The organism is Bacillus altitudinis 41KF2b (genome assembly GCF_000691145.1).
In the GTDB taxonomy this organism is placed as follows: Bacteria; Bacillota; Bacilli; order Bacillales; family Bacillaceae; genus Bacillus; species Bacillus altitudinis.
The window spans coordinates 131,783-155,570 of record NZ_ASJC01000005.1; the positions used below are offsets into that span (position 1 = coordinate 131,783).

Annotated in this window: 33 protein-coding genes and 2 riboswitches; of the genes, 25 read left to right on the forward strand and 8 right to left on the reverse strand. The window is 41.4% G+C overall.

Going from position 1 to position 23,788, the window contains the following annotated elements:
• Nucleotides 1-5 precede the first annotated feature (5 nt).
• Genes comGC through BA79_RS10850 form a run of 6 tightly spaced genes read left to right on the forward strand, consistent with a single transcriptional unit; the run spans nucleotide 6 to nucleotide 2,104 of the window.
• Entirely contained in the window at nucleotides 6-299 is a 294-nt protein-coding gene (comGC, locus tag BA79_RS10825; protein WP_008342186.1) for a competence type IV pilus major pilin ComGC, read from the forward strand.
• Entirely contained in the window at nucleotides 292-738 is a 447-nt protein-coding gene (gene comGD / locus BA79_RS10830; RefSeq protein WP_035702770.1) for a competence type IV pilus minor pilin ComGD, read from the forward strand. The genes comGC and comGD overlap by 8 nt, the downstream gene beginning before the upstream one ends.
• A gap of 19 nt (nucleotides 739-757) precedes the next feature.
• Nucleotides 758-1,036, forward strand: coding sequence for a type II secretion system protein (locus BA79_RS19825; protein WP_268989650.1), 279 nt, complete (start codon nucleotides 758-760; stop codon nucleotides 1,034-1,036).
• The gene (gene comGF, locus BA79_RS10840) at nucleotides 978-1,475 is read left to right on the forward strand and encodes a competence type IV pilus minor pilin ComGF (RefSeq protein WP_019743636.1); all 498 of its coding nucleotides are present in this window, start codon (nucleotides 978-980) and stop codon (nucleotides 1,473-1,475) included. The genes BA79_RS19825 and comGF overlap by 59 nt, the downstream gene beginning before the upstream one ends.
• Nucleotides 1,472-1,855 carry a competence type IV pilus minor pilin ComGG gene (locus BA79_RS10845; protein ID WP_035702776.1) on the forward strand — a complete coding sequence of 128 codons (384 nt, stop codon included), beginning with the start codon at nucleotides 1,472-1,474 and terminating at the stop codon, nucleotides 1,853-1,855. Before comGF ends, BA79_RS10845 begins: the two co-directional genes overlap by 4 nt.
• Before the next feature lie 60 nt (nucleotides 1,856-1,915).
• Nucleotides 1,916-2,104: a YqzE family protein gene (locus tag BA79_RS10850; RefSeq protein WP_008360237.1), complete on the forward strand. Its 189-nt coding sequence runs from the start codon at nucleotides 1,916-1,918 to the stop codon at nucleotides 2,102-2,104.
• 33 nt (nucleotides 2,105-2,137) lie between these two features.
• Here the strand turns inward: BA79_RS10850 and BA79_RS10855 are convergent, their stop codons facing one another.
• Entirely contained in the window at nucleotides 2,138-2,464 is a 327-nt protein-coding gene (locus tag BA79_RS10855; protein WP_007501224.1) for a DUF3889 domain-containing protein, read from the reverse strand.
• A 252-nt stretch (nucleotides 2,465-2,716) separates the two neighbouring features.
• Between BA79_RS10855 and tapA the strand changes: the two genes are divergently transcribed.
• Genes tapA through tasA form a run of 3 tightly spaced genes read left to right on the forward strand, consistent with a single transcriptional unit; the run spans nucleotide 2,717 to nucleotide 4,726 of the window.
• Nucleotides 2,717-3,244 (forward strand): amyloid fiber anchoring/assembly protein TapA, encoded by a 528-nt coding sequence (tapA, locus tag BA79_RS10860; RefSeq protein WP_035702780.1) that lies wholly within the window; start codon nucleotides 2,717-2,719, stop codon nucleotides 3,242-3,244.
• Nucleotides 3,245-3,294: 50 nt separating this feature from the next.
• Nucleotides 3,295-3,867 (forward strand): signal peptidase I SipW, encoded by a 573-nt coding sequence (gene sipW, locus BA79_RS10865; protein ID WP_035702782.1) that lies wholly within the window; start codon nucleotides 3,295-3,297, stop codon nucleotides 3,865-3,867.
• Nucleotides 3,868-3,925: 58 nt separating this feature from the next.
• A complete protein-coding gene (gene tasA, locus BA79_RS10870) occupies nucleotides 3,926-4,726 on the forward strand; it encodes a biofilm matrix protein TasA (RefSeq protein WP_008342195.1) in 801 nt (266 codons plus the stop codon).
• Between the two features lie 67 nt (nucleotides 4,727-4,793).
• On the opposite strand, the gene sinR is transcribed toward tasA, so the two are convergent.
• The 4 genes from sinR to BA79_RS10885 form a co-directional block, all read right to left on the reverse strand.
• On the reverse strand, nucleotides 4,794-5,129 hold the full coding sequence (sinR, locus tag BA79_RS10875) for a transcriptional regulator SinR (RefSeq protein WP_017357978.1): 336 nt from the start codon (nucleotides 5,127-5,129) through the stop codon (nucleotides 4,794-4,796).
• A gap of 33 nt (nucleotides 5,130-5,162) precedes the next feature.
• Nucleotides 5,163-5,327 (reverse strand): anti-repressor SinI family protein, encoded by a 165-nt coding sequence (locus tag BA79_RS19065; RefSeq protein WP_081826988.1) that lies wholly within the window; start codon nucleotides 5,325-5,327, stop codon nucleotides 5,163-5,165.
• A gap of 184 nt (nucleotides 5,328-5,511) precedes the next feature.
• A complete protein-coding gene (locus tag BA79_RS10880) occupies nucleotides 5,512-6,309 on the reverse strand; it encodes a YqhG family protein (protein ID WP_035702783.1) in 798 nt (265 codons plus the stop codon).
• Nucleotides 6,310-6,323: 14 nt separating this feature from the next.
• Complete coding sequence (locus BA79_RS10885; protein ID WP_008342199.1) at nucleotides 6,324-7,994, reverse strand: DEAD/DEAH box helicase; 1,671 nt, start codon at nucleotides 7,992-7,994, stop codon at nucleotides 6,324-6,326.
• Nucleotides 7,995-8,244: 250 nt separating this feature from the next.
• A riboswitch (glycine riboswitch) is annotated at nucleotides 8,245-8,352 on the forward strand.
• A gap of 3 nt (nucleotides 8,353-8,355) precedes the next feature.
• Nucleotides 8,356-8,451, forward strand: a riboswitch (glycine riboswitch).
• Nucleotides 8,452-8,555: 104 nt separating this feature from the next.
• On the opposite strand from BA79_RS10885, the gene gcvT reads away from it, so the two are divergent.
• Genes gcvT through gcvPB form a run of 3 tightly spaced genes read left to right on the forward strand, consistent with a single transcriptional unit; the run spans nucleotide 8,556 to nucleotide 12,472 of the window.
• Nucleotides 8,556-9,653 (forward strand): glycine cleavage system aminomethyltransferase GcvT, encoded by a 1,098-nt coding sequence (gcvT, locus tag BA79_RS10890; protein ID WP_019743009.1) that lies wholly within the window; start codon nucleotides 8,556-8,558, stop codon nucleotides 9,651-9,653.
• 16 nt (nucleotides 9,654-9,669) lie between these two features.
• Nucleotides 9,670-11,016, forward strand: coding sequence for an aminomethyl-transferring glycine dehydrogenase subunit GcvPA (gcvPA, locus tag BA79_RS10895; RefSeq protein WP_035702787.1), 1,347 nt, complete (start codon nucleotides 9,670-9,672; stop codon nucleotides 11,014-11,016).
• Nucleotides 11,009-12,472: an aminomethyl-transferring glycine dehydrogenase subunit GcvPB gene (gene gcvPB, locus BA79_RS10900; protein ID WP_035702793.1), complete on the forward strand. Its 1,464-nt coding sequence runs from the start codon at nucleotides 11,009-11,011 to the stop codon at nucleotides 12,470-12,472. The genes gcvPA and gcvPB overlap by 8 nt, the downstream gene beginning before the upstream one ends.
• Before the next feature lie 39 nt (nucleotides 12,473-12,511).
• Here gcvPB and BA79_RS10905 read toward each other — a convergent pair whose 3' ends face one another.
• Entirely contained in the window at nucleotides 12,512-12,892 is a 381-nt protein-coding gene (locus tag BA79_RS10905; protein ID WP_024718853.1) for a rhodanese-like domain-containing protein, read from the reverse strand.
• A gap of 219 nt (nucleotides 12,893-13,111) precedes the next feature.
• On the opposite strand from BA79_RS10905, the gene BA79_RS10910 reads away from it, so the two are divergent.
• The 3 genes from BA79_RS10910 (at nucleotide 13,112) to BA79_RS10920 (ending at nucleotide 15,650) form a co-directional block, all read left to right on the forward strand.
• Nucleotides 13,112-13,948, forward strand: a complete 837-nt coding sequence (locus BA79_RS10910; RefSeq protein ID WP_017357972.1) for a lipoate--protein ligase family protein — start codon at nucleotides 13,112-13,114, stop codon at nucleotides 13,946-13,948.
• 85 nt (nucleotides 13,949-14,033) lie between these two features.
• Complete coding sequence (gene mntR / locus BA79_RS10915; RefSeq protein ID WP_003215946.1) at nucleotides 14,034-14,468, forward strand: transcriptional regulator MntR; 435 nt, start codon at nucleotides 14,034-14,036, stop codon at nucleotides 14,466-14,468.
• A 306-nt stretch (nucleotides 14,469-14,774) separates the two neighbouring features.
• On the forward strand, nucleotides 14,775-15,650 hold the full coding sequence (locus BA79_RS10920; protein ID WP_008342205.1) for a patatin-like phospholipase family protein: 876 nt from the start codon (nucleotides 14,775-14,777) through the stop codon (nucleotides 15,648-15,650).
• Here BA79_RS10920 and BA79_RS10925 read toward each other — a convergent pair.
• The gene (locus BA79_RS10925; protein WP_007501201.1) at nucleotides 15,647-16,042 is read right to left on the reverse strand and encodes an SA1362 family protein; all 396 of its coding nucleotides are present in this window, start codon (nucleotides 16,040-16,042) and stop codon (nucleotides 15,647-15,649) included. The two genes, BA79_RS10920 and BA79_RS10925, sit on opposite strands and share 4 nt — an antisense overlap.
• A gap of 38 nt (nucleotides 16,043-16,080) precedes the next feature.
• Nucleotides 16,081-17,037 (reverse strand): DUF1385 domain-containing protein, encoded by a 957-nt coding sequence (locus BA79_RS10930; protein WP_017357970.1) that lies wholly within the window; start codon nucleotides 17,035-17,037, stop codon nucleotides 16,081-16,083.
• A gap of 221 nt (nucleotides 17,038-17,258) precedes the next feature.
• Here BA79_RS10930 and BA79_RS10935 point away from each other — a divergent pair, with 221 nt between their 5' ends.
• The 10 genes from BA79_RS10935 (at nucleotide 17,259) to spoIIIAE (ending at nucleotide 23,781) form a co-directional block, all read left to right on the forward strand.
• The gene (locus BA79_RS10935) at nucleotides 17,259-17,786 is read left to right on the forward strand and encodes a YqhR family membrane protein (protein ID WP_035702799.1); all 528 of its coding nucleotides are present in this window, start codon (nucleotides 17,259-17,261) and stop codon (nucleotides 17,784-17,786) included.
• Nucleotides 17,787-17,895: 109 nt separating this feature from the next.
• The gene (aroQ, locus tag BA79_RS10940) at nucleotides 17,896-18,339 is read left to right on the forward strand and encodes a type II 3-dehydroquinate dehydratase (protein WP_007501195.1); all 444 of its coding nucleotides are present in this window, start codon (nucleotides 17,896-17,898) and stop codon (nucleotides 18,337-18,339) included.
• On the forward strand, nucleotides 18,336-19,397 hold the full coding sequence (locus BA79_RS10945) for a M24 family metallopeptidase (RefSeq protein ID WP_007501193.1): 1,062 nt from the start codon (nucleotides 18,336-18,338) through the stop codon (nucleotides 19,395-19,397). The genes aroQ and BA79_RS10945 overlap by 4 nt, the downstream gene beginning before the upstream one ends.
• Nucleotides 19,398-19,422: 25 nt before the next feature.
• On the forward strand, nucleotides 19,423-19,980 hold the full coding sequence (efp, locus tag BA79_RS10950; RefSeq protein ID WP_007501192.1) for an elongation factor P: 558 nt from the start codon (nucleotides 19,423-19,425) through the stop codon (nucleotides 19,978-19,980).
• A 171-nt stretch (nucleotides 19,981-20,151) separates the two neighbouring features.
• Nucleotides 20,152-20,433 (forward strand): YqhV family protein, encoded by a 282-nt coding sequence (locus BA79_RS10955; protein WP_017367580.1) that lies wholly within the window; start codon nucleotides 20,152-20,154, stop codon nucleotides 20,431-20,433.
• Between the two features lie 66 nt (nucleotides 20,434-20,499).
• Complete coding sequence (gene spoIIIAA, locus BA79_RS10960) at nucleotides 20,500-21,423, forward strand: stage III sporulation protein AA (RefSeq protein ID WP_019743012.1); 924 nt, start codon at nucleotides 20,500-20,502, stop codon at nucleotides 21,421-21,423.
• Nucleotides 21,417-21,932, forward strand: coding sequence for a stage III sporulation protein SpoIIIAB (spoIIIAB, locus tag BA79_RS10965; protein WP_035702800.1), 516 nt, complete (start codon nucleotides 21,417-21,419; stop codon nucleotides 21,930-21,932). The genes spoIIIAA and spoIIIAB overlap by 7 nt, the downstream gene beginning before the upstream one ends.
• A gap of 19 nt (nucleotides 21,933-21,951) precedes the next feature.
• Complete coding sequence (gene spoIIIAC / locus BA79_RS10970; RefSeq protein WP_003153142.1) at nucleotides 21,952-22,158, forward strand: stage III sporulation protein AC; 207 nt, start codon at nucleotides 21,952-21,954, stop codon at nucleotides 22,156-22,158.
• Entirely contained in the window at nucleotides 22,155-22,568 is a 414-nt protein-coding gene (gene spoIIIAD / locus BA79_RS10975) for a stage III sporulation protein AD (RefSeq protein WP_087978339.1), read from the forward strand. The genes spoIIIAC and spoIIIAD overlap by 4 nt, the downstream gene beginning before the upstream one ends.
• A gap of 19 nt (nucleotides 22,569-22,587) precedes the next feature.
• Nucleotides 22,588-23,781: a stage III sporulation protein AE gene (gene spoIIIAE / locus BA79_RS10980; protein WP_017357967.1), complete on the forward strand. Its 1,194-nt coding sequence runs from the start codon at nucleotides 22,588-22,590 to the stop codon at nucleotides 23,779-23,781.
• The last annotated feature ends 7 nt before the right edge of the window (nucleotides 23,782-23,788 follow it).

Consider the following 23,788-nt stretch of genomic DNA (forward strand, 5'->3'; position numbering starts at 1 on the left):
AAAGCATGAATGATAAAGGATTTACACTGTTAGAAATGTTAATTGTTATGCTTGTGATCTCCATTCTTTTATTGATCACCATTCCAAATATCACTCGGCATCATCAAAGCATTCAAGCAAAGGGCTGTGAAGGGCTGAAATCAATGGTGAGTACACAGGTAATGGCATATGAATTAGAGCATGACGGCAAGACGCCATCTTTAGCTGAATTAGAAAAAGAAGGCTATGTCAAAAAGGGATTAACTTGTCCGAATGGAAAGGCAATTTTCATTCAAAATGGGGATGTGAAAAATGAATAAATCGCTTTTCCAGGAGAAAGGATTTACACTCATTGAGCAGCTCTTGATCGTCATGATTTTCTCTATCTTATTATCGATAATAGGTGGAAAAGTTCCCAAAATATTAGAAAGTGCTGAAGCAAAAAAGCAAGTGAACTTGCTAAAACAAGATCTTCAATTGGCATCTTATACTGCATTTATTAAAAAAACACGAGTAACTGTTGAGTTTCACCCGACCAATGTATCTTATCAAGTCATCGAGCAGAATAGTGAGCAGATCATTGCTTCTAATCCACATAAAAAAGGCACCATCAAGCAATCCACATTTCAAAAAGGCCTTCACTTTAATAAAAACGGACATCCAAATAGCGGCGGTTCTCTCATTGTTCAATTTGGCAGTCAAATATATAAACTCACGATTTACTTAGGGAGCGGGCGGATTCATGTTCAGCAACAATAAAGGATTTAGTACGTTTGAGATGCTCTTTTCTTGCCACCTCTTTCTATTTGCTGCTCTTGTGCTCGTGCCATCCTTTGAAAAACTGACAATAGGGAAAGAAGAATTAAGAGCCAAACTGGAAGCTAATCAAATTTTACATGAGTATATGAATAAAGCTTTTATAGAAGGTCAAAAGAAAACAAGTACAAAGAAACGAGGCCAGATCACATATGAATTCATTTGGGGTCAGGAGAAGGGATGTGTTTCATACAAAGTACAAAAAAAGAAGACGATTTGCTTTCGACATTTGGAGCGATGAACAAGGCTTTACACTCGCTCAAGCAATATGGCAATTGCAGCTATTTTTGCTGCTTTCTTTTGGCTGCATGCTGCTTTTATCAATTGTTGAAAAAGCTCATCCGTTTGCAGAAATCAACAAATTTTCGCAAATGGAGTGGAAACAAACGGTCCTGCAATTAGAGGAGGATCTAAATTGTGCTGTCGCTGTAAGAGCGGTGAAAAATGGAACAGCACTGGAGTATATTTCTAATCAAGGGCGAGTGGTGACGATTGAGCCGTATCAAGAGATGCTTCGTAAACGAACGGATCAGGCAGGCCATCTCCCTTTATTACAAAAGGTGAAACAATTCCATGTAAGAACAAAAGAGCAAACCACCACTCTCCAAGTCACAGATGTATTTGGTCAAGTACATGAAGCTGTTTTTTTCACTTACAAAGGAGTGATTCCTAAAACGTGAAAAGAGAAGACGGGTTTATTTATCCTCACGTATTTGCTGTCATTCTTTTATTTTTATTGATTCTAGGCTCGATGACCATTGGGTTTCAAAAAGAGTTGAAAAGTGCAGAGCTCACGATTTCTTTTTATCAAAAACAGCAGTTATTTCGTTTAGGTCTAAGTGAAGCTGCAAACAAATTAAATCGTATTTGTAATCAGCCATTGAGCCCAATTGTCACAGAAGAAGGTCGAGTGACGTTGAAGCGAATTGGGTGCGATGACAGAAAAAAGCTAGTCCGCCTCTTGGTTAACATCGAGACAAAGGGTGGTGTAACTGACGAGCGGGAACTAGAGATGAATAAGGAGACAGGAGAAATCAATCAATGGATCAGCACTCATTAGCGAGTGTATAAAACGATACTCTTCTTGGTAACACTTTAAGGAAGAAGAGGTGAGTGTTCGATGAAGACAAATGATTATGTAAAATATATGACGCAGGAAATTATTAAATATATGAATACACCACGTGACGAGCGGAAAGAACATAAACAGGAAAAAATGGAGACGAAACCACCATTTTCTCAGCGTTTATTCGGTGTTCTGCCTTTTGGCTTTTCAATGATGCTAAAAAAACGTCATCGACAAAAGTAAAAAGCCGCCAGCAGGCGGTTTTTTAATGCCATTTTAGCTGTATTCTTCCACAACAATGACTTTATTGACCTTGTTCGAGTATGGGTTATAGGAAATGGTGACATATACCCCAAATTCTTTGGCCTGATCTTTCAATGTAATATGATATTGCTTCACGGATTCTTTCTCCCGGTGCCGATCCCACACTTTTTGTTTGAATAAAACATGTGCTAACGGATACCGTTTTTTTGCTTCTTTGACTGCCCTTGTTTCCCATTGATCTGCGGCAGAAGTGATTCCTTTTGCCTCCGCTAGATGGGCGCTTTGGATCAAAGGGCTTAACAGTAAACTGAGCATGATCATGATTCTTCCATAATTCAACTAACATCACCTCACCAATTATTATCCTGACCAAATCCTGCACTTTTATGTAAATTTTTAAGAAGTACAAATGTCACAGAAAAAAATATTGAATATGGCGAAAGAATGAGAAAATGGAAGAATTTTCTCGGTAATGTTCTTGTTTAAGAACAAAATGGACTAATTTGACGTTTTGGATTTTATAGGTAATTCCTTATACTGAGTGTAATCGTTCTTTTTAAAGAACAATTGTTCAAGGAGTTGAAAGAATCAATGAAACAGCCTCTCTTTGTACTATTTTGTGCTATTTGTTTGATTTTCACTTCTTTTTTTATTACGTCTACTAATGCTTCTTTTAACGATGTCGAGCATTCGAATTTTGTCATGAAAACATGTGAAAATTTCGAAGAGACAGATCAGCATTGTCAGCCGAAGAAATGGGATAGAAGCCATTTGAAACTGATCGATCAAACGATCATTGAGGGGACAGTCTGTGCGCCTCAAAAGTTGAGCATGTCACTAAAAAATATTGGACAACCCATCGCGCACTCTGAATGGAAGTGGGAACTGTATAAAGTAGAGAGTGCTCAGATGCCATTACAAGATGGCCATGTTATTGAAAAAGGTGCTATACAGTCCCTCTCATCAGAAGAAACGACGACTGTCACGTCAGTTAAAGCAAAAACAAATGGAATCTATTTGTTTAAAATCTATTATCCTAAAGGGTTTGGTGGTTCTGAAAAGCCATTCTTTACGTCTCAACATATGCAGCTTTCGAATTGTCAAGAAAAGGTGTCCTAAAGGGGACTAGTCTTTTGAATGAAACATGATATGTAAAGGGGAGAAAGGTTATGAAAAAATGGATGAAAATGTCTGGGAGTATTCTTTACGCGCTGGTCTTCACGATGATGATTGTGTGTATTATTGTCGTGTTGTCATCTAGAACAACAGGAGGAGATCCTCAGATCTTTGGTTATGAGTTCAAGCAAGTATTATCTGGATCAATGGAACCGGAATTTTCGACTGGTTCATTGATTGTCGTGAAACATGTCACCTCACCTGAAACACTCAAAAAAGGGGATATTATTACGTTTCAAACGAAGCAAGACCAATCCTTTGTGACTCACCGCATTGTTGGGGTGAAAGGAAAAGGAGTAAATAAAGCCTTTGAGACAAAAGGAGACCACAATATGTATCAAGACGGCACGCTCGTCAAAGCGAATCAAGTGACTGCGCAGTATACGGGCGTGAACATTCCTTATGCAGGAAATCTTCTTTCGTATGCAGGAACTTCTGCTGGGACCGCTCTTTTGCTCATAATTCCAGGGGTGATGCTGCTTGTTTATTCAACCATTCATTTTGTTGGTGCTGCCAAACATCGAAGACATACGGCTGAGTTACATATGTCAGAGGAACAAGCATAAATTTTCGTTTGTAACCTAAATCAGGTTTCAATAAAACAATTTATTAGGGGGTTCAATCATGGCAATGAAAAAATCAATTCGTTTAGGTGTTTTATCGGGAGCATTAGGTCTTGCTTTAATTGGAGGGGGAACGTGGGCTGCATTTAATGATGTTGAGACGGCAAACGCGGTCTACTCTACAGGAGAGCTGAATCTATCTGCAAAAGAGAATTCCGGCGCCATCAACCTTGCGAACATAAAACCCGGTGACCGTATAAAGAAGGAATTTAATTTTGAAAATAAAGGGTCTCTTGCAATTAATCAAGTGCTGATGAGTCTTGATTATAGCCAGTTTCAAGATGGAACATCAGCGAAGAATGGCGGGAAGAATACAGCTGAAGAATTCCTCAGCCAATTTCAGGTGAGTGTTCTAACGGTTGGAGCCGAAGGTGGGAATGGATACCCGAAAAATATTATTTTAGACCATGCAAACCTGCTTGACCTGCATCTATTAACGTCAAAGCAGGATCAGACCGCATTTGAAAAGCTTCGTCATGCCGTCGATGAGAAGTTTTTACATGAAAGTGGTAAAATTAATGTTGCCACCGTTGATGGATCAACAGCTCCAGAGTATGACGGCATTCCAAAGAATCCGTTTGATTACGATAAAATGGAAATGATCATTGAATTTGTCAATGACCAGACGAAGGATAAAGCGGGTAACTATATCCAAAATAAATACCAAGGCGATGCGATTCAAGTTGATCTTTCCTTCGAAGCGACTCAGTGGAATGGTTTAACGATCAATCCAAAAAAGCATACGGATGAAAAAGGCTACGTGAAAGAAAACGAAAAAGCACACAGCGAAGATAAAAAATAAAGTCAGTCTTTAGACTGATAACAAGATCTGCATAGCAATTGGAGGAGTATGCGCTAAAACATGCGCATTACTCCTCTTCTTGCTTTTTTTTCCAGATTTGATAATCTAAAAATTCACGAAATTGCTTTTTCGAAACCCCTGATGTCATTGCATCTCGAACTAGTTTTTCCCATTCACTATCTAATTGACCATCGTATTCGGTTTCATCATTTTCGTTTAACAGTGTATGAACCGAGACGTCCAGAACAGCGGAGACTTTTTCAAGAAATTGAATGGAGGGGTTTGTTTGCAAGTTTCTTTCTATTGAACTTAAATAAGACTTCGCTACCCCAGCCTTTTCGGCCAGTTCTGATAGTGAGTAGCCTTTTTCATTGCGGTATTGTTTAATACGCTGGCCAATCAATGTCATCACCTTCCTTTCGATATTATAGCACATTCAGAAAGGTTTGATAGAATGACTTCTTGCCATAGGGGGAGACTCAGAGGACTTTTCGAGTGATTTGAGAAAATGACGGACTTCTTCTACTGTTAGTCCTGCTTTGCGCGCTTCGCGTAATAATTGAACCCATTCACTGTCTAATAACTTCGTTTTCTTTTCCATACAAATACCCTCCTAAAATACTGAATCGTGTATTTCAGGCACTTAACGCATGAAATGGAAAAACACAGGTGATAAGACCTCATAGATTGCTTGCGTCATGTTTCCGCCCAATACAAACAGACAAACGTTGCTTTTGATTGATCGAAAATTTGATATCACATGAAAGGGAGGGAGACATGCTAAGTCAGCCCCCTCTTTTTTGCTGTAAGTAAAAAAGTCCGCCATTTTCAATCGTAAGACTGATTTTTGGTTCGTATAAAGTTTTAAGTGCTTGTCTTTCTATTTCATATTCTACAGATGTGTCTGAAGTCCCTTCATAAAATTGGTTTAAAAGTTCCGAGTCTTCTTTCCACTTTTGAACAGCTCTTACCGCCCAATCATCCGGCTCTTCATTGGCATAACGTTCCATCAGGCTGTAAAGCCGTTTGACGCCGCTCTCTGGCTTAATCATCGTACTCATTGTGAAGCAATAATCAGGAATTTGAGACGATAGCTCACGTGCTTCTAGCTTCTCTTGAAATTGTTCGATGACTTCTCCGCGTATTAGATGAAGTCCAAGAGACAGCAGTTTATCTTTTTTACGGTCTGCCAGATAGGATATTTTGACATTGAGACCAAGCCACGGCTCCAGTGCGATCTGGCTGTTTGTGAGTGGTCTGACTTTTTCGTACAGCCGAATAAAACGGCCTTGCTGTTTCACAGCCTCGAATATTTGGAATAAACGAGGGGAGCCGAAGTGGACAAATTCTCCTTCGACCGAGTCATCAGCTTTTTTTTGATCGGTGATCAAAGTCAATTGCCGCGGCTCAGGTACGCCTCCCGTTTTTTCGAGCCAATGCCAATAAAAAGGGCGGTTCATGATCAATTTATCCATTTCGATTGTCAGCTGTACGGTCAGGTGCCCTGCACTTTCTTCAAGTATGTCGCATTGATTTGCCTGAAAGAAACGGAGAAGAAATGTGTGAATCTCGCGCTGCTCCATTGGTCAACTCTCCTTTATGAACCTTGCTGTCTTTCTTCTAAAAGCGGTGTTTGTGCTTCTGTTAAATAGGAAGCAAATTGGGTTAATTTCTTTTTCATGTCTACGTCAGACTCGTGCTGGAAGAGAATTTGATGCAATTCTGTTTCAGCATCTTGGATATCAATTCGGGTTAAAATATCATCTAGATCGCCAATGACGTTTTCAAACAGCTGAATTTTTTCATACAAAAGTTTTAAAATATGTTCTTCGACTGTCCCGCTGGTTGCCATATTGTAAATGTGAACATCCCGCTCTTGACCGAGCCGGTGAATACGTCCAATTCTTTGTTCCAAGCGCATTGGGTTCCACGGAAGGTCGTAGTTGATGATTTGGTTGCAAAACTGAAGGTTGATCCCCTCGCCGCCTGCTTCTGTCGCGATGAGCACTTGCGCCCGCTCTCTAAATAAATCTTTCATCCAGTCTTTTTTACTACGTTTAAACCCGCCTCGAAAAGGAACCGAACTGATGCCGTTTTGCTGGAGAAACCATTGTAAATAAATTTGTGTCGCACGGTATTCAGTGAAGATAATGACTTTTTCATTTAATTGCTGAATGAGTTTAACGACTTCAAGTGCTTTAGAATTTTGTTCTACCTGGTTGATTTTCTCCATGATGTGCATCATCGCAGAAGCGCCTAGAATGTGTTTTTCCTCTTCTTGCATTTTTTTAATGGTCATATAGACGGCCTCACGGCTCGAACAGCATTCTCGTTCTAAGGTCATAATTGAAAACATGTGCTTCGTATAGGAAGGGTTTTCTTTTAACTTGCAAATTTCATCATATAGTGCTTGTTCTGTTGGGGAGAAATCAATAGAAATTGTCTTCACATGACGCTTTGACCACTCGATGCCAGTGTCTTGTCTCCGGTTCCGAATCATGACTTTATTGACTAACTGTTTTAGCCGGTCATGGTCTTCAAGTTGAAGGTCTTTTTTGGCAAAGAGGTCTTTAAATTGTGTTTCATTACCTAAATGGCCTGGCTTCAACAGAGAGACGAGATTAAAAATTTCTCCTATCCGATTTTGGATAGGTGTGGCTGTGAGCAGTAGGCAGAACTTTTTATTCAAATTTCTCACAAACTCATAGTTTTTCGTTTTATTGTTTTTCAGTTTGTGTGCTTCATCAATAATGACCATATCGTAGGAGATGGATAAGATCGTGTCTCGATGCGGCTGTCTTTTGGCTGTATCAATTGAGGAAACCACAACATCGCACTGCTCCCACACATAGCTCTTTTTTTGCTCGACAGCATCTATATAAAATTTTGTCCGCAGTTCTTGTACCCATTGGGACACAAGGGAGGCGGGTACGAGAATGAGAATCTTCTTGGCAAGTCCGCGAATCATGTATTCTTTGATAATCAGTCCTGCTTCAACGGTTTTTCCAAGACCCACTTCATCTGCTAAAATGGCTTTCCCATTCATCTCTTCTACGACTCTTCTAGCGACTTCGAGCTGGTGTTTTAAAGGAGTAAATGCAGGCAGGTGCGCAGGTGCTTGCAGTCCTTCAAATGAATCAATGGCTGTCACTTTTTGTACCTGTGCTGCTAAACGGTACATATCCCAATTCGCCCAGGGACCGTCTGCTGTAAGCCGCTTTTGAAATTCACTTGCCCATTTTTGATCAAAGATCGTTTGAATATTCAATGTGACCGCCTGCCTTTCTGGTAGAGTGATGATAAAATCGTTCTGTTTTTAAACGCTTCATTTTTTGATAGCGATTTAAAAGATGTTATATATCAATAAAAGCGAACGATAATGAATGATTATTTTGAAAATGTTAATGATTTTTCTGTTGCTCTTCATCCATTTCTAATGGTAGGATGTTGGTAAGTGATCTAGAGAATAAGTCACCCATTTTGATAGTATGTCCAATAAAGGTGAAGAATATGAGCGGATGATGGTATGGGGAGAGACCTAGCGGTTATTTTGCACTGACAGGCGCCGAAGGAGCAAGCTGAATTGGTTCAGTGAATCTCTCAGGCAAAAGTACTCTTACCGGACGCAACTCTGGAGAGTGTTTGCGCAGCGATTTTTAGCAAACCACCAAAGGGGAAAACGCACAATGATGTTGTGCTGTAAACTTTCAGGTGCAAGGACAGAGACTTCTTTTTGATAAAAGGGAGCGCTCTGTCCTTTTTTGCTGTGATTTTTTTCTGAAAATTCAGCTTGTAATGTGCACTGTAAGAAAAAAGGGGGAAACGATTGATGTTGAAACGAACACCGCTTTTTCATGCGTATGAAACGTTTGGCGCAAAAACCATTGACTTCGGGGGCTGGGAATTACCTGTCCAATTTTCTTCCATTAAAGAAGAACATGAAGCTGTTCGAACAAAAGCAGGGCTGTTTGACGTGTCTCACATGGGTGAGGTGGAAGTCACAGGTCAGGGAGCTCTTCCTTTTTTACAAAGGTTATTAACCAATGATCTGTCAAAGCTGACAGACGGTAAGGCACTATATACAGCCATGTGTTATGAAGATGGCGGAACGGTGGATGATCTGCTCGTCTACCAAAAAGAAAAGAACAACTATTTGCTTGTGATCAATGCTTCAAATATTGAAAAAGATGTGGATTGGCTGCTGAAACATCAAGGTGAGGAAGACGTTTCGATTAAAAATGTCTCTGATCAAACCGCCTTGTTAGCCCTTCAAGGACCTCTTGCTGCTGACATCATCAAAGATGTTGCGGATGAAGAGGTAACGTCATTGAAGCCATTTACGTTTTTATCAAAAGCAATCATTGCGCAAAAAGAGGTGCTTGTATCAAGAACCGGCTACACAGGAGAAGATGGCTTTGAAATCTACTGCCAGTCAGAAGATGCTGTTCACCTTTGGACCGCTTTATTAGAAGCCGGACAGCCGAAAGGACTGATTCCATGTGGACTCGGTGCACGTGACACCTTAAGATTTGAAGCAAGACTTCCGCTTTATGGCCAAGAGCTCACGAAGGATATTTCTCCTTTAGAAGGCGGCATTGGTTTTGCTGTTAAAACGGATAAAGAAGCAGATTTTATCGGAAAAGATGCACTTAAAAAACAAAAAGAAGAAGGACCGAAGCGAAAGCTTGTCGGGATTGAAATGATAGATAAGGGGATTCCGCGGACAGACTATCCAGTCTTCTCAGGAGATAAGCAGATTGGTGTAGTCACAACCGGTACACAATCTCCAACATTAAAGAAAAATATTGGGCTTGCCTTGATTGAAACATCAGAGGCGCAGCTTGGGACAGAAGTGGAAGTGCAAGTTCGTAAAAAACGTCTAAAAGCCAAAATCGTCGCCACACCATTTTATAAAAGAGCCAAATAACGAGGAGGAATAGAGGATGAAGCACAGGTATTTGCCGCAAACAGAGCAAGATCAAAAAGAAATGCTGGATGTCATCGGTGTTCAGTCAATTGATGAGCTTTTCTCAGATATCCCAGAGAAAGTCAGATTCAAAGGTGCGTACAACATTAAAGAAGCCGCATCAGAAACAGAGCTAGTGCGGGAATTGTCTCGTCTTGCTGCAAAAAATAAAGATACAGTGGCTTATGCCTCGTTTTTAGGTGCTGGTGTGTATGATCATTACCAGCCTGTGATTGTCGATCATGTGATTTCACGTTCTGAATTTTATACAGCGTACACACCTTATCAGCCTGAAATTTCTCAAGGTGAATTGCAAGCAATCTTTGAATTTCAAACAATGATTGCTGAGCTGACCGGTATGGATCTTGCCAACTCCTCGATGTATGATGGCGGAACGGCATTAGCTGAAGCGGCGATGCTGGCTGCAGGACATACAAAAAAGAAAAAGATTGTGGTATCTGAGACGGTTCATCCTGAATCAAGAGCGGTGCTGAAAACATATGCGAAAGGACAGCATATTGAAGTCGTCGAGGTACCTGCGCGAAAAGGTCAGACCGATCTAGCTGCATTAGAAGAAGCCGTCTGCGACGAAACAGCAGCGGTCCTTGTACAATACCCAAACTTCTTCGGTGTTGTCGAACCGTTAAAAGACATTGAACCGATTGCACATAAAGGGAAAAGTCTGTTCATCGTCTCAAGTAACCCACTTGCACTTGGTTTACTGACACCACCAGGAAAGCTTGGGGCAGATATTGTCGTTGGTGATGCGCAGCCGTTTGGCATTCCAGCTGCATTTGGCGGACCTCATTGTGGATATTTCGCTGTGACGAAAAAATTAATGCGGAAAGTGCCGGGGCGTTTAGTCGGGCAAACAGAAGACGAGAACGGTGTGCGAGGATTTGTGCTGACCCTTCAAGCGCGCGAGCAGCATATCCGAAGAGACAAAGCGACTTCAAATATTTGTTCAAACCAAGCATTAAATGCGTTAGCCGCTTCTGTTGCGATGACGGCGCTTGGGAAAACAGGTATCAAAGACATTGCCTATCAAAACGTACAAAAGGCCCATTATGCCAAGACGCAGGCAGAAAAACATGGGTTACAGGCTGAAATAGAGGGCGCTCATTTTAATGAATTTGTGTTGAAACTGAATGAACCTGTGAAAGAAGCGAATGAGCGATTGCTTGAAAAAGGAATCATCGGTGGATATGACTTGGGACGGGATTATCCAGAGCTTCAGCAGCATATGCTCGTCGCTGTGACAGAACTAAGAACAAAAGAAGAAATTGATACGTTCATCAAGGAATTGGGGGATCGTCATGAATAAACAAGATCAGCCGCTTATTTTTGAATTATCCAAAGAAGGAAGAATTGGTTACAGCCTGCCTGATTTAGACGTACCTGAGGAGAAGCTCCCAGATTTATTTGATGAAACGTATATCCGCCATGAAGATGCGGAGCTGCCAGAGGTTTCTGAACTGGACATTATGCGTCACTACACAGCATTATCTAGGCGTAATCACGGGGTCGATTCTGGCTTTTATCCTCTAGGCTCTTGTACTATGAAATATAATCCAAAGATTAACGAAAAGGTGGCACGTCTTGCAGGTTTCTCGCATGTGCATCCACTTCAAGAGGCAGACACTGTGCAAGGTGCATTAGAGTTACTTTATGATTTAGGTGACCATTTAGAAGAAATTACAGGAATGGACGCCGTGACATTACAGCCTGCGGCAGGAGCACATGGCGAATGGACGGGGCTCATGATGATTCGTGCATACCATGAAGCAAGAGGAGATCATAAACGAACAAAAGTCATCGTGCCTGATTCTGCTCATGGAACAAATCCCGCATCTGCAACAGTAGCTGGATTTGAAACGATTACGGTGGCATCATCTAATGAACATGGGCTTGTCGATTTAGACGACCTGCGCCGTGTTGTCAATGAAGAAACGGCGGCTCTCATGCTCACAAATCCAAATACACTTGGCCTTTTTGAAGAAAATATTTTAGAAATGGCTGAAATCGTCCACGGAGCAGGCGGGAAGCTTTATTATGATGGAGCGAACTTAAATGCCGTATTAAGCAGAGCAAGACCGGGGGATATGGGATTTGATGTGGTTCACTTAAATCTTCATAAAACCTTTACAGGTCCACACGGAGGAGGAGGCCCTGGTTCAGGTCCAGTTGGCGTGAAAAAGGATTTGATTCCATATTTGCCAAAGCCAGTGCTTGTGAAGAAAGATGATCGTTATTTCTTTGATTACGATCGTCCAGAATCCATCGGCCGTGTGAAACCGTTCTATGGCAACTTTGGCATCAATGTCAGAGCGTATGCGTATATCCGCTCTATGGGACCAGACGGCTTAAAGGCTGTAACTGATCATGCGGTGTTGAATGCAAACTATATGATGCGCCGCTTATGTGCTCATTATGATTTGCCATTTGACCGCCACTGTAAGCATGAATTTGTCCTTTCAGGTAAACGTCAAAAGAAACTAGGTGTGCGGACACTTGATATTGCCAAACGATTACTTGATTTTGGCTATCATCCGCCAACAATTTACTTCCCGCTAAATGTAGAGGAATGTATCATGATTGAACCAACTGAAACAGAATCAAAAGAAACCCTTGATGCATTTATTGAAGCGATGATTCAAATCGCAAAAGAAGCGGAAGAGAACCCAGAAATCGTACAGGAAGCACCACATACAACCGTTGTGAAACGAATGGATGAAACAAAGGCAGCACGGAATCCAGTGCTAGTTTTTGAAAGAAAATAAAAAGACTCATGGGGGCAATAGCTCCCAGAGTCTTTTTTGTTAGTTCTTTGTTTTAATGCGGCCGCCCCATTTTTTAAAGCCGCCCTTTAAATTATAAATCTCACGACAGCCATTTTTACGTAACGTTTGAGCAGCCTTTCCGCTTCTCAAATTATTTTGGCAATAGAGATAAACAGGCTTGTCAGGGCGTATTTCATTTTTGCGCTGCTTTAATTGTGAAAGGGGAATGTTTCTTGCGCCTAAAATATGTCCACCTTCAAACTCATTTGGTTCTCTCACATCAATGAGTTGGGCTTTGCGGTAACCTTTGATAAATTCTGCTTCCGTCAGCGTTTTCATAATGCGCTGCTGATAAATGTAACTGCCGATGGAATAAAGAACGAAAAGTCCACAAAGTGAGAGGACGATATAGTTGAATATTGGCAATACGACTCGACTCCTTCTTGAGCATCAGCACAGTCACCTGTCTGATGGTACGTTTTAGACAAATACTATTATAGTAAAGCAAAAGAAACTTGTCATCATAAATGGTAAGAATTATTTTCAATTCCTTCCCTATTTGATAGACTGATGAAGAGAGAAAATCGGTGGTCACCACCATCATCTAACATTGACTACGTAAAAGAGAAGGGATTTTATATGCAAAAAGAGAAATGGTGTTTCATTGATACAGGAAACCAAGACCCTGCCTTTAACATGGCCATGGACGAAGCCTTGCTTTATTGGCATAGTGAGAAGCTGATCCCGCCTGTGATCCGTTTTTATGGTTGGAATCCAGCGACATTATCTGTTGGATATTTTCAACATGTTGAAAAAGAAATCAACATGGAAGCGGTTGAGCGCTATGGTCTTGGATTTGTCCGCAGGCCTACAGGAGGCCGCGGCGTTCTTCATGATCAGGAATTGACCTACAGTGTGATCGTATCAGAAGAGCATCCAGAGATGCCGGCGACGGTGACAGAGGCATACCGCGTCATTTCAGAAGGGATTTTAGAGGGCTTTAAAGAACTGGGACTCGATGCGTATTTTGCTATTCCTCGTACAGAAAAAGAAAAAGAAAGCTTAAAAAATCCAAGATCGTCTGTATGTTTTGATGCGCCTTCATGGTACGAGCTTGTTGTAGAAGGCAGAAAAGTAGCAGGCAGTGCGCAAACAAGACAAAAAGGTGTGATCCTCCAGCATGGCTCGATTTTAATTGATCTTGATGAGGATAAATTGTTTGATTTATTTCTTTATCCAAACGATCGGGTGAGAGAGCGGATGCAGCGCAGCTTTAAAAACAAAGCGGTGGCGATCAATGAAATTTCAGATCGAACATGTACGATAGACGATGCGCGTGTTGCATTTAAACGAGGATTTGAAAAAGGATTAAATATCGAGCTTGTGCCTTATGAGCTGACAGATGAAGAGTTGGCATTTGTTCATCACCTCGCCAAAACGAAATACGCCACAGATGATTGGAATTACAAGCGTTAAGACGAAGGACTCTTCTTGTTTTTTAATGGGCGATGGTGTAGAATTGTTATGATTATTAAGTAAAGGTGCATTTTGGAGGGGTTTTATGACTACACCTAGTATGGAAGATTATATTGAACAAATTTATATGCTGATAGAAGAAAAAGGATATGCAAGAGTATCTGATATTGCAGAAGCCCTCGCTGTCCATCCCTCCTCTGTAACAAAAATGGTTCAGAAGCTAGATAAAGATGAATACCTCATTTATGAGAAATATCGTGGTCTAATTTTAACCCCGAAAGGCAAAAAAATTGGAAAACGTCTCGTATACAGACATGAACTGCTAGAGCAATTTTTAAGAATCATTGGTGTAGATGAAGAGAAAATTTATGATGATGTAGAAGGTATTGAGCATCATCTCAGCTGGAACAGCATTGACCGTATTGGCGACCTCGTCCAATTCTTTGAAGAAAACGATGAGCGATCCGTTCAGCTGAAAGCGATTCAAAAGAAAAACGAACAAACAAATCAAGAATCTTAAGAAAAAGGACACCTGTCGAAGGGTGTCCTTTTAAATTGTTGACAAAGGGGTAAAATGTACTTTATTTTAGCTCTTTGTCTTCTTTTCAGCGTGAAAGAAAACCTTTGCAGTCTAGGAAGGACGAGCATCGGAGCGGAGCGAATTTGACATTCGTAAGCACCGGAGCGCAGGACTGACACCGAATGCGAGGGTTTGTCTACACGCTGAAAGGACACCCTTAGCATGGGTGTCCTTTTTGAATATAGTTCTAATGAAAGGCAATTGCTCCTACACTATTAATAGTGTGACAGAAAAGGGGGCTCCTTGATGAAGATAGATGGTGTGTTCTCAGGTGGAGGCATTAAGGGTGCAGCACTTGCAGGCGCCTATGAAGCGCTTGAAGCAAGAGGGTTTCAATTTGTCCGTCTCGCTGGAACAAGTGCGGGAGCGATCATTGCTTCACTCATCGCAGCGGGTTTTACGAGTCAGGAGATTCGGGAGCTGTTAGACGAAATGGATGAGCATCAATTGCTTGATCGAAGGTGTCAATTCATCCCGTTTAAAATGCTCAGATGGGTGTCTATTTATTGGCGTCTTGGCCTTTACAAAGGTGACCGTCTAGAAAAATGGCTGACAGACGTGTTAAAACGAAAAGGCGTCACCGTATTCGGTGATCTGAAAAAAGATACGCTCAAAATCGTCGCTTCTGATTTAACAAATGGCAAAATCCTCGTCCTTCCAGATGACCTTCCTTCCTATGGGTTAAATCCAGAACGGTTTTCTGTTGCCAGAGCCATTCGGATGAGCTGCAGTCTGCCGTATTTTTTCGAACCTGTCAAACTGAGGTCTTCAAAAGGAATTTGTACCATAGTAGATGGCGGCGTGCTCAGCAACTTTCCGATTTGGCTTTTTGCTGAAGAGAAAAAAAGACCGTTTGTCGGTGTCACATTAACCCCAAACGAAAAAGAACGCCCTCAACATTCCATCCGCAATGCGTTTGAACTGTTTGGCGCTCTATTTGAAACGATGCGTGGTGCTCATGACGAAAGACATATTGCCACAAAACACGAACGTCATATTATTTTTATTCCTGTAGAACACGTCATTGCCACTGATTTTCAGCTGATGACAGAAAAGAAAAAGGCGCTCGTCGATCTAGGCAGACAGAAGGCCGAGCAATTTTTAAAGAGCTGGACATTTTAAAATAAGGCGCGATTTTTCTTTTTGTTTTTCTTGCCTTCAATGACTGTCAAATGTGTTTGGCTTTTCTTTTTGAGAAGGACGGGCTTAGACTTGTGGTCAGTCGGCACGCTTCGCAAATGAGTGACCCGGTTTTTCATCTGGCTTTTCGTTTTTGGTTTAGGCTGCTGGTAGCGACGTTTTGATTGTTTGACTGCTTTACGATAAAGATTTCCTTCTGTTCCAGTTCTTCGATTCATCAGCCATCTAAATAAGAAAAATAGAACCGCTCCAACGATCACAACTGATAGCAGCATTGTAAAAAGTCTGCTTGGATTCGTTGTGAGTAAATACACAAATCCCAAAACACCTAAAGCGAAAATAATGGTAAAAGCAGGATGTACTCGGCGATTCATAACTGTCCACCTCCGAAAGAATTTACCGGATTTATAAACTAGATCACTTGATGAGCAGAATCTGATGCTTGTTTCGCAGATGCTTCCTCTAAACGAAGAAGTTCATTAAAACTTGCAATGGCTACCTCGACTTGATCATCAGAGGGTTCTTTTGTTGTGAGCAATTGCAGCCAAAGGCCAGGATAGCCAAGCACTTTAAGCACTGGCACGTCACGGAGTTTGTTTGTGAGCTGAAGCACTTCAAATGAAATGCCCAGAACAACCGGAATAAGCGCCAAGCGATTCAGAACTCTCACCCATAAAGGATCTGTCGGTACGAGTAAATAGACGAACATGCCGACAATGACAGTGAATAAAATAAAGCTGCTGCCGCATCGATAATGCAGGCGAGATTGGCTTTGGACATTTTCCACTGTGATGTCAAGATTCTGTTCATAGCAGTTTATGACTTTATGTTCTGCCCCATGATATTGAAATACCCTTTTAATTAAAGGGGTCATGGAAATAAAGTAAATATAGCCTAATAACAGGATCAATTTAAAGAATGTTTCCACTGCAATTTGTGCGAAGTTTCCAGAAAACACCGGACGCACAAGTTCAGCTAAAAAGACAGGCACTAAAGTAAAGACAAATTTACTAAAAAGAAGAGAGAGAACTCCGATCACAGCAATGCCGAAGATCATTGATAATTTCGAGCTTTTTTGTTCTTTTTCAAGAGAATGATCTTCAGAAGGATCTAAGTCATAGCGCTCGCTGGAGAAGTTTAAGTGCTTACTGCCGTTTGCGCTTGCTTCAACAAGTGCAGCAACACCCCTGACAAAAGGGATTTTCTTAAGAAAGGCGGTTCGTTTATTGGAGGTCCGGGGAAGCTTTAAAAACTCAATCGACTCATCCTTACGCCGAATCGCTGTCACATAGTTCATTTTACCTCCGAACATGACACCTTCCACAACTGCCTGCCCTCCATATGCTGGAGGTTTTGTTTGATTGGACATATTTCATCAACCTGCCTGTTTCCTGTAATTTACATGCATTTCCTTATACCTTTATTGTACAGGAAAAGAGGGGAAATCACTAGCTCACAGGTCGATTATCTACTAGAATTCTATCTACCTCTTTTTAGCCAGTATACCCTGTTATAAAAATTTTACACTCTCGCACGGAAATCCTTTTTTTTCATGACATTTTGGACATACTACTTGCTGGAGGTGTTCATATGAAACGTGATGAAAAGAAAAACCAAGAAGAAAAAAATCAATCAGTACAAATGTCTTCAATGGTGGCAAGGGCAGCAGCCACAGGTTTTGTCGGCGGAGTTTTTTGGGGCTTTATCGGATTTCTGACCCATATGTTTCATTTTTCAGAGGTGAGTCCAAATATGCTGTTGCAGCCATTTGTGCTTGGTGAATGGAAAAAAGGCGGACTTGGTACATTTATGAGTATTGTTCTTTTAGGGATTTTATCTATTGGGGCAGCCTTTATTTATTATGGACTGCTCAAACGGATAAAAGGTTTTTGGATGGGACTGATTTATGGAGGGGTTTTGTGGCTGCTTGTTTTTTATGTATTTAATCCTATATTCCCCGATGTGAAGCAAGTGCAAGATTTGCAGCAAAGCACCATTGTGACGACATTTTGCCTATATATTTTATATGGCATGTTTGTCGGATACAGTATTTCATTTGAATACAATGAATTAACGAGTCAGAAGCTTGCAAGAGCACTCGGGAAAAAGACAGAATAAAGTGTAAATCCACCTTTCATATGATAAAATTATTTTTGGAAACGAAAGGTTTCTAAGGAAAAAGAAACAGACATCGATATAGAGTGAATTAGGGTGAAGGAGTGGTCATATGCCTCATTTTCTAGTGCTGAATGGGCCCAACTTAAATAGGCTCGGCAAGAGAGAGCCAGGAGTTTATGGAAGTAAAACATTAACAGATTTAGAAACGGATTTGTTTCAGTTTGCAGAAAGAGCAAATATTCAATTGACGTTCTTTCAATCGAATCACGAGGGAGATTTGGTCGATGCGCTCCATGAAGCAGAAGATCAGTACGATGGCGTCGTGTTTAACCCGGGTGCTTTTACCCACTATAGCTATGCACTGAGAGATGCCATTGCAAGTATTACGTTACCTGTCATCGAAGTACATATCACAAATGTTCATAAGAGAGAGGAATTCCGCCATCATTCGGTTCTTGCTCCAGTATGTCAAGGTCAAATCGTTGGACTTGGTTTAGAAGGATATAAATTGGCGATTCGTTATTTAGTCAGTGAAGGGGGAGCAGTATCATGAAACTTGAAAAACTAAGAAAACTTTTAGCCGAATTAGACATAGATGGTTTAGTGATTACGAGCAGCTTTAATTTACATTATATGACGAGTTTTACTGGATCAGCCGGTCTTGCCATCGTTTCAAAGGATCGAGCCGCCTTTATTACGGATTTTCGTTACACGGAGCAAGCCAAGGATCAAGTAAAGGGCTATGACATCATTGAACATAAAGGAAACATTGTGGAAACTGCTGTCCAAACGGCAAACGAATTTGGGGTGAAACGTCTTGGTTTTGAACAAAACCATATGACATTTGCCACCTACCAGCAGTACTCGGGGAAAGCAAGCGGTATCGAGCTTGTTCCAGTCTCAGAATCAGTTGAAAAGTTGCGCTTGATTAAGTCTAATGAAGAGATTAAGATATTAGAGGAAGCTGCGAAGATTGCAGATCATGCCTTTGATCATATTCTCACGTACATCAAGCCGGGCCTGACAGAAATTGCGGTCATGAACGAGCTTGAATTTTTCATGAGAAAAGAAGGGGCAGAAGGATCTTCATTCGATATGATTGTTGCCTCTGGCGTTCGTTCAAGCCTGCCACACGGGAGAGCGAGCGAAAAGGTGATTGAATCTGGCGACTTGGTGACACTGGATTTCGGTGCCTATTATAAAGGCTATTGTTCAGACATGACAAGAACCATTGCTGTAGGAACACCAAGCGACAAATTAAAGGAAATTTATCATATCGTATTAGAAGCAGAAAACGCTGGTGTGGATAAAATCAAGCCAGGCTTAACAGGAAAAGAAGCTGATCGCATCACACGAGACATCATTGAAAAGTATGGCTACGGTCAATACTTCGGGCATTCGACTGGACATGGTCTTGGTATGGAAGTACATGAAGCACCTGGCCTTTCCTCGCGCTCAGATGTCGTGTTAGAAGAGGGAATGGTTGTGACAGTTGAACCAGGCATTTACTTGCCGGATGTCGGCGGCGTGAGAATTGAGGATGATATTGTCCTGACAGCTGACGGCAATAAACGATTGACCCACTCACCGAAAGAACTTATCATATTATGATGGTGAAATGTAGGAGGATGACAAAATGATTTCAGTAAACGATTTTCGTACAGGCCTGACAATTGAAGTGGACGGCGGTATTTGGCGTGTAGTGGATTTCCAACACGTAAAACCAGGAAAAGGCGCAGCGTTTGTCCGTTCGAAACTGCGTAACCTGCGTACAGGTGCGATTCAAGAGAAAACATTCCGTGCAGGTGAAAAAGTAGCGAAAGCGCAAATTGAAACAAAAACAATGCAATATTTATATGCAAATGGCGATCAGCATGTATTCATGGATACAAGTTCATACGAACAACTTGAACTAAGCGAAGCGCAAATCAAAGATGAGCTGAAATATTTGCTTGAAAATATGTCGGTTCAAATCGTCATGTACGGTGATGAAACACTTGGAGTAGAACTTCCAAACACTGTAGAACTAGAAGTAGTAGAAACAGAGCCTGGTATTAAAGGTGATACGACATCAGGTGGATCAAAACCTGCAAAAACAGAAACTGGTTTAATCGTGAACGTTCCTTTCTTTGTGAACCAAGGTGATAAACTAGTGATCAATACATCTGACGGTTCATACGTTTCAAGAGCGTAATGAACAGAGAGACTGTAAACCTCGTGTTTACAGTCTTTTTTTATTTGAAAAATAGGACGCCTCGTTATGACACCCCTTACTCTATTCTCTCATCCATCTCTCTTCCTTTTGAAAAACAAGACTACTTCTAGCTAGTGAAGCATATAGTGTAAAAAAAGCTGGAGGTTCTATATGAAACAATTTCTCCCGGGTATACACCCATCAGTTGCTGCCATGGCTGGGATGAGGTTTTTATCTGCCGCAATTGAACTGACGGCCGCCATCCTCATTTTAGTGACAAATGATGTGCGTAAAGCGGTTGTCATCAATAGTATATTAGCGATCATCGGGCCGCTCATTTTTATTATCACGATGACGATTGGAATCTATCAAATTGCAGGGCAGTTATCCTATGCGAAGCTTGTGTTTATTTTCATTGGTGTCGTATTTATTCTTGTTGGAATTTATAAGTGAAATGGCTTGGCATAATTAACGGCATACATCATACATTTTAGAGAAGAAAAAAAGGAGGGGAATTCGTTGCGGAGTTTGTTGGATATTCTCCCGCACTCAATTGGACAAGAACTCAGCATGTTAAAAGAAGCAGAGTGGGCGCAAATAGAAGAAATCCGCATTCGCACCGATCGCCCAATTGAGCTGATGCAAGGTGGAAAACCACGCTTTCTTTCCTATCATACAACAGGTGAAGATGCGGCTCAGCTATTAGGCAGGCTCAGTAATTACAGCATGTACACACTTGAGGAAGAGTTAAAACAGGGCTATATCACCATATCTGGCGGACATCGGGTTGGGCTTGCTGGAAAGGTCATCGTCGAAAATGGATTCGTCAAAGGCTTAAGAGATATTTCTTCATTTAATATTCGCATCGCAAAAGAGAAGATCGGAATTGCTCTGCCGTTTCTCCCTTATTTATATGAAAAACATTGGTGTAACACACTGATTATAGGTCCGCCGCAAACCGGGAAAACGACATTGCTGCGTGATCTAGCACGTCTTGTCAGTACAGGAACAACAGCCATTTCTCCTAGAAAAACAGGGATTGTAGATGAACGCTCTGAAATCGCAGGTTGTATAAGAGGAGTGCCGCAGCATTCTTTTGGGCACCGGATTGATGTACTTGATGCGTGCCCAAAGGCTGAAGGGTTAATGATGATGATCAGATCCATGAGCCCAGAAGTCATCATTGTCGATGAAATCGGAAAAAGTGAAGATGTACAGGCACTGCTAGAAGCAATCCATGCTGGAGTCACCATTATCGTCTCAGCTCATGGATATTCTCTTGAAGACTTATCTAAACGGCCATCATTTGAACCGTTATGGCAGCTTCGTGTGTTTGATCGATATGTGGAATTAAATAGAGAAAAAGGGCCTGGCACGATCGGACGGATATTTGACCAAGAGGGACAAGAGCTGAAGAGGAGGCGGGGAGTGGACGTATGTTAAAGCTTATTGGTGCTATTTTCATTGTTGCGGCTACGACATGGGGAGGATTCGAGTTTGCGAAGCGGTACAGTGATCGGCCAAAGCAAATCCGCCAGCTCCGGTTTGCACTCCAATCTCTTGAAGCTGAAATTATGTATGGTCAAACACCTTTAGCTAGAGCCGCTGACCAAATTGCGTCCCAAGTAGGACCGCCTGTGAATGGGCTATTTGAACAATTTGCAGAAAAACTCAATGTCGGAACCTTTTCTGCGAGGCATGCATGGAATGAAAGTCTAGAGGATGTATGGAAAAAAACCGTATTAAAAAAAGGCGAATATGAGGCGCTGAAGCACTTTGGAGAAACCCTTGGTCAGCATGATGTGACGGCTCAACAAAAATATATCAAGCTAGCTTTAGGCCATTTGGAATCAGAGGAGAAAGAAGCTGAAGTTGCCCAAGTAAAAAATGAAAAAATGGTGAGAAGTCTTGGTTTTCTAAGTGGTTTACTACTGATTCTGTTATTGATGTGAGAGGAAGGGAGTCGAGAGCATGGGCGTTGATGTAAACGTCATTTTCCAAATTGCGGGAGTGGGTATCGTCGTGGCTTTTCTCCATACGATTTTAGATCAAATGGGGAAAAAAGAGTACGCACAGTGGGTGACACTGCTTGGATTTATCTACATTTTATTTATGGTTGCTACCATTGTGGATGATTTGTTTAAGAAGATTAAAGCCGTATTTCTATTTCAAGGATAGGGGAGGGCTTACAAATCGAAATTATTCAAATTGTTGGACTTGGTTTAATCGCTACTTTTCTAGCATTAATCGTCAAAGAACAAAAGCCAACCTTCGCCTTTATGCTTGTTGTGTTTACTGGGTGTGTCATTTTCCTTTATTTAATCGATCAAATCTATGCCATTATCTCCATGATTGAAAAAATTGCAGCAAGTGCAGGCGTCAATATGAAATACGTGGAAACCATTTTGAAAATCATTGGCATTGCCTATATTGCAGAATTTGGTGCCCAGCTCACAAAGGATGCGGGACAAGGCGCCATCGCTTCAAAAATAGAGCTTGGCGGCAAAATTCTTATTTTGGTCATGGCGGTACCGATTTTAACGGTCATCATTGAGACGATCCTAGGTATGATCCCGTCCATGACTTGATGGAAAAGAGGTGATGATGATGAAACGGGTGACAGCTGTGCTAGGGTTTATGATGTTCTTTTGGATGATCGTTCCGTATGCAGGTGCAGAAGAAAGTGTGCCTTTATCAAGTGAAGAACCGGTCGCAGAAGAAGTTGCGGGTGGACAGGCTGATGCCTTAGAGCTTCATTCTATCAGTGACTTTTGGGAAACGATATTGGACGAGTATGGCGGTTTTCTGCCTGAAAGCCAAAAAGGTACAGTGAAGGAAATGATCGATGGCGATAAAGAGCTGTCTCCCCAAACGTGGCTGAAGGCTTTTGTTCATTATCTGTTTCATGAGCTGATTGCCAATGGAAAGCTCTTAGGCACACTTATATTACTCACCATCTTTTGTTCGCTTTTGCAGCTTTTGCAAAATGCGTTTGAGCAAAGCACTGTTAGTAAAGTTGCATACGCTCTTGTTTATATGGTGCTTATCATTATTGCATTAAACAGTTTTCATGTTGCGATCTCTTATGCAACAGAAGCCATTCAAACGATGACTAGTTTTATTCTTGCTCTTATTCCTCTTTTATTAGCACTTATTGCCTCATCAGGCGGGCTTGTCTCAGCCGGATTCTTTCATCCTGTGATTTTGTTTTTAATGAACACGAGCGGTGTTTTTATTCAATATGTCGTTCTTCCGCTCATCTTTTTATCAGCGATCTTGAGCATCGTCAGTACATTGACCGAACAATACAAAGTGACCCAGCTTGCCCAGCTGTTAAGAAATGTCGCCATTGGCGGGCTCGCTGTTTTTTTAACTGTATTCCTCGGCGTCATTTCTGTACAGGGGGCATCTGCTGCTATCACTGATGGCATCGCTCTTCGCACAGCCAAGTTTATTACCGGAAATTTCATCCCTGTCCTTGGCAGAATGTTTACTGATGCGACAGATACCGTTATCAGCGCCTCTGTGCTGCTGAAAAATACGGTTGGCCTTGTAGGCGTCGCTATTTTGATTTCAATTGCGGCTTTCCCAGCGATTAAAGTGCTGTCGCTCGCTCTGATTTATAAATTGGCCGCTGCGATTCTTCAGCCTTTAGGGGGCGGGCCGATTATTAGCTGCCTTGATGTCATTTCAAAAAGTGTTCTTTATATATTTGCTGCATTAGCTGTTGTATCGCTTATGTTCTTTTTAAGCATTACCGTTATCATCACAGCTGGCAACCTCACCATGATGATGAAGTAAGGAGGTG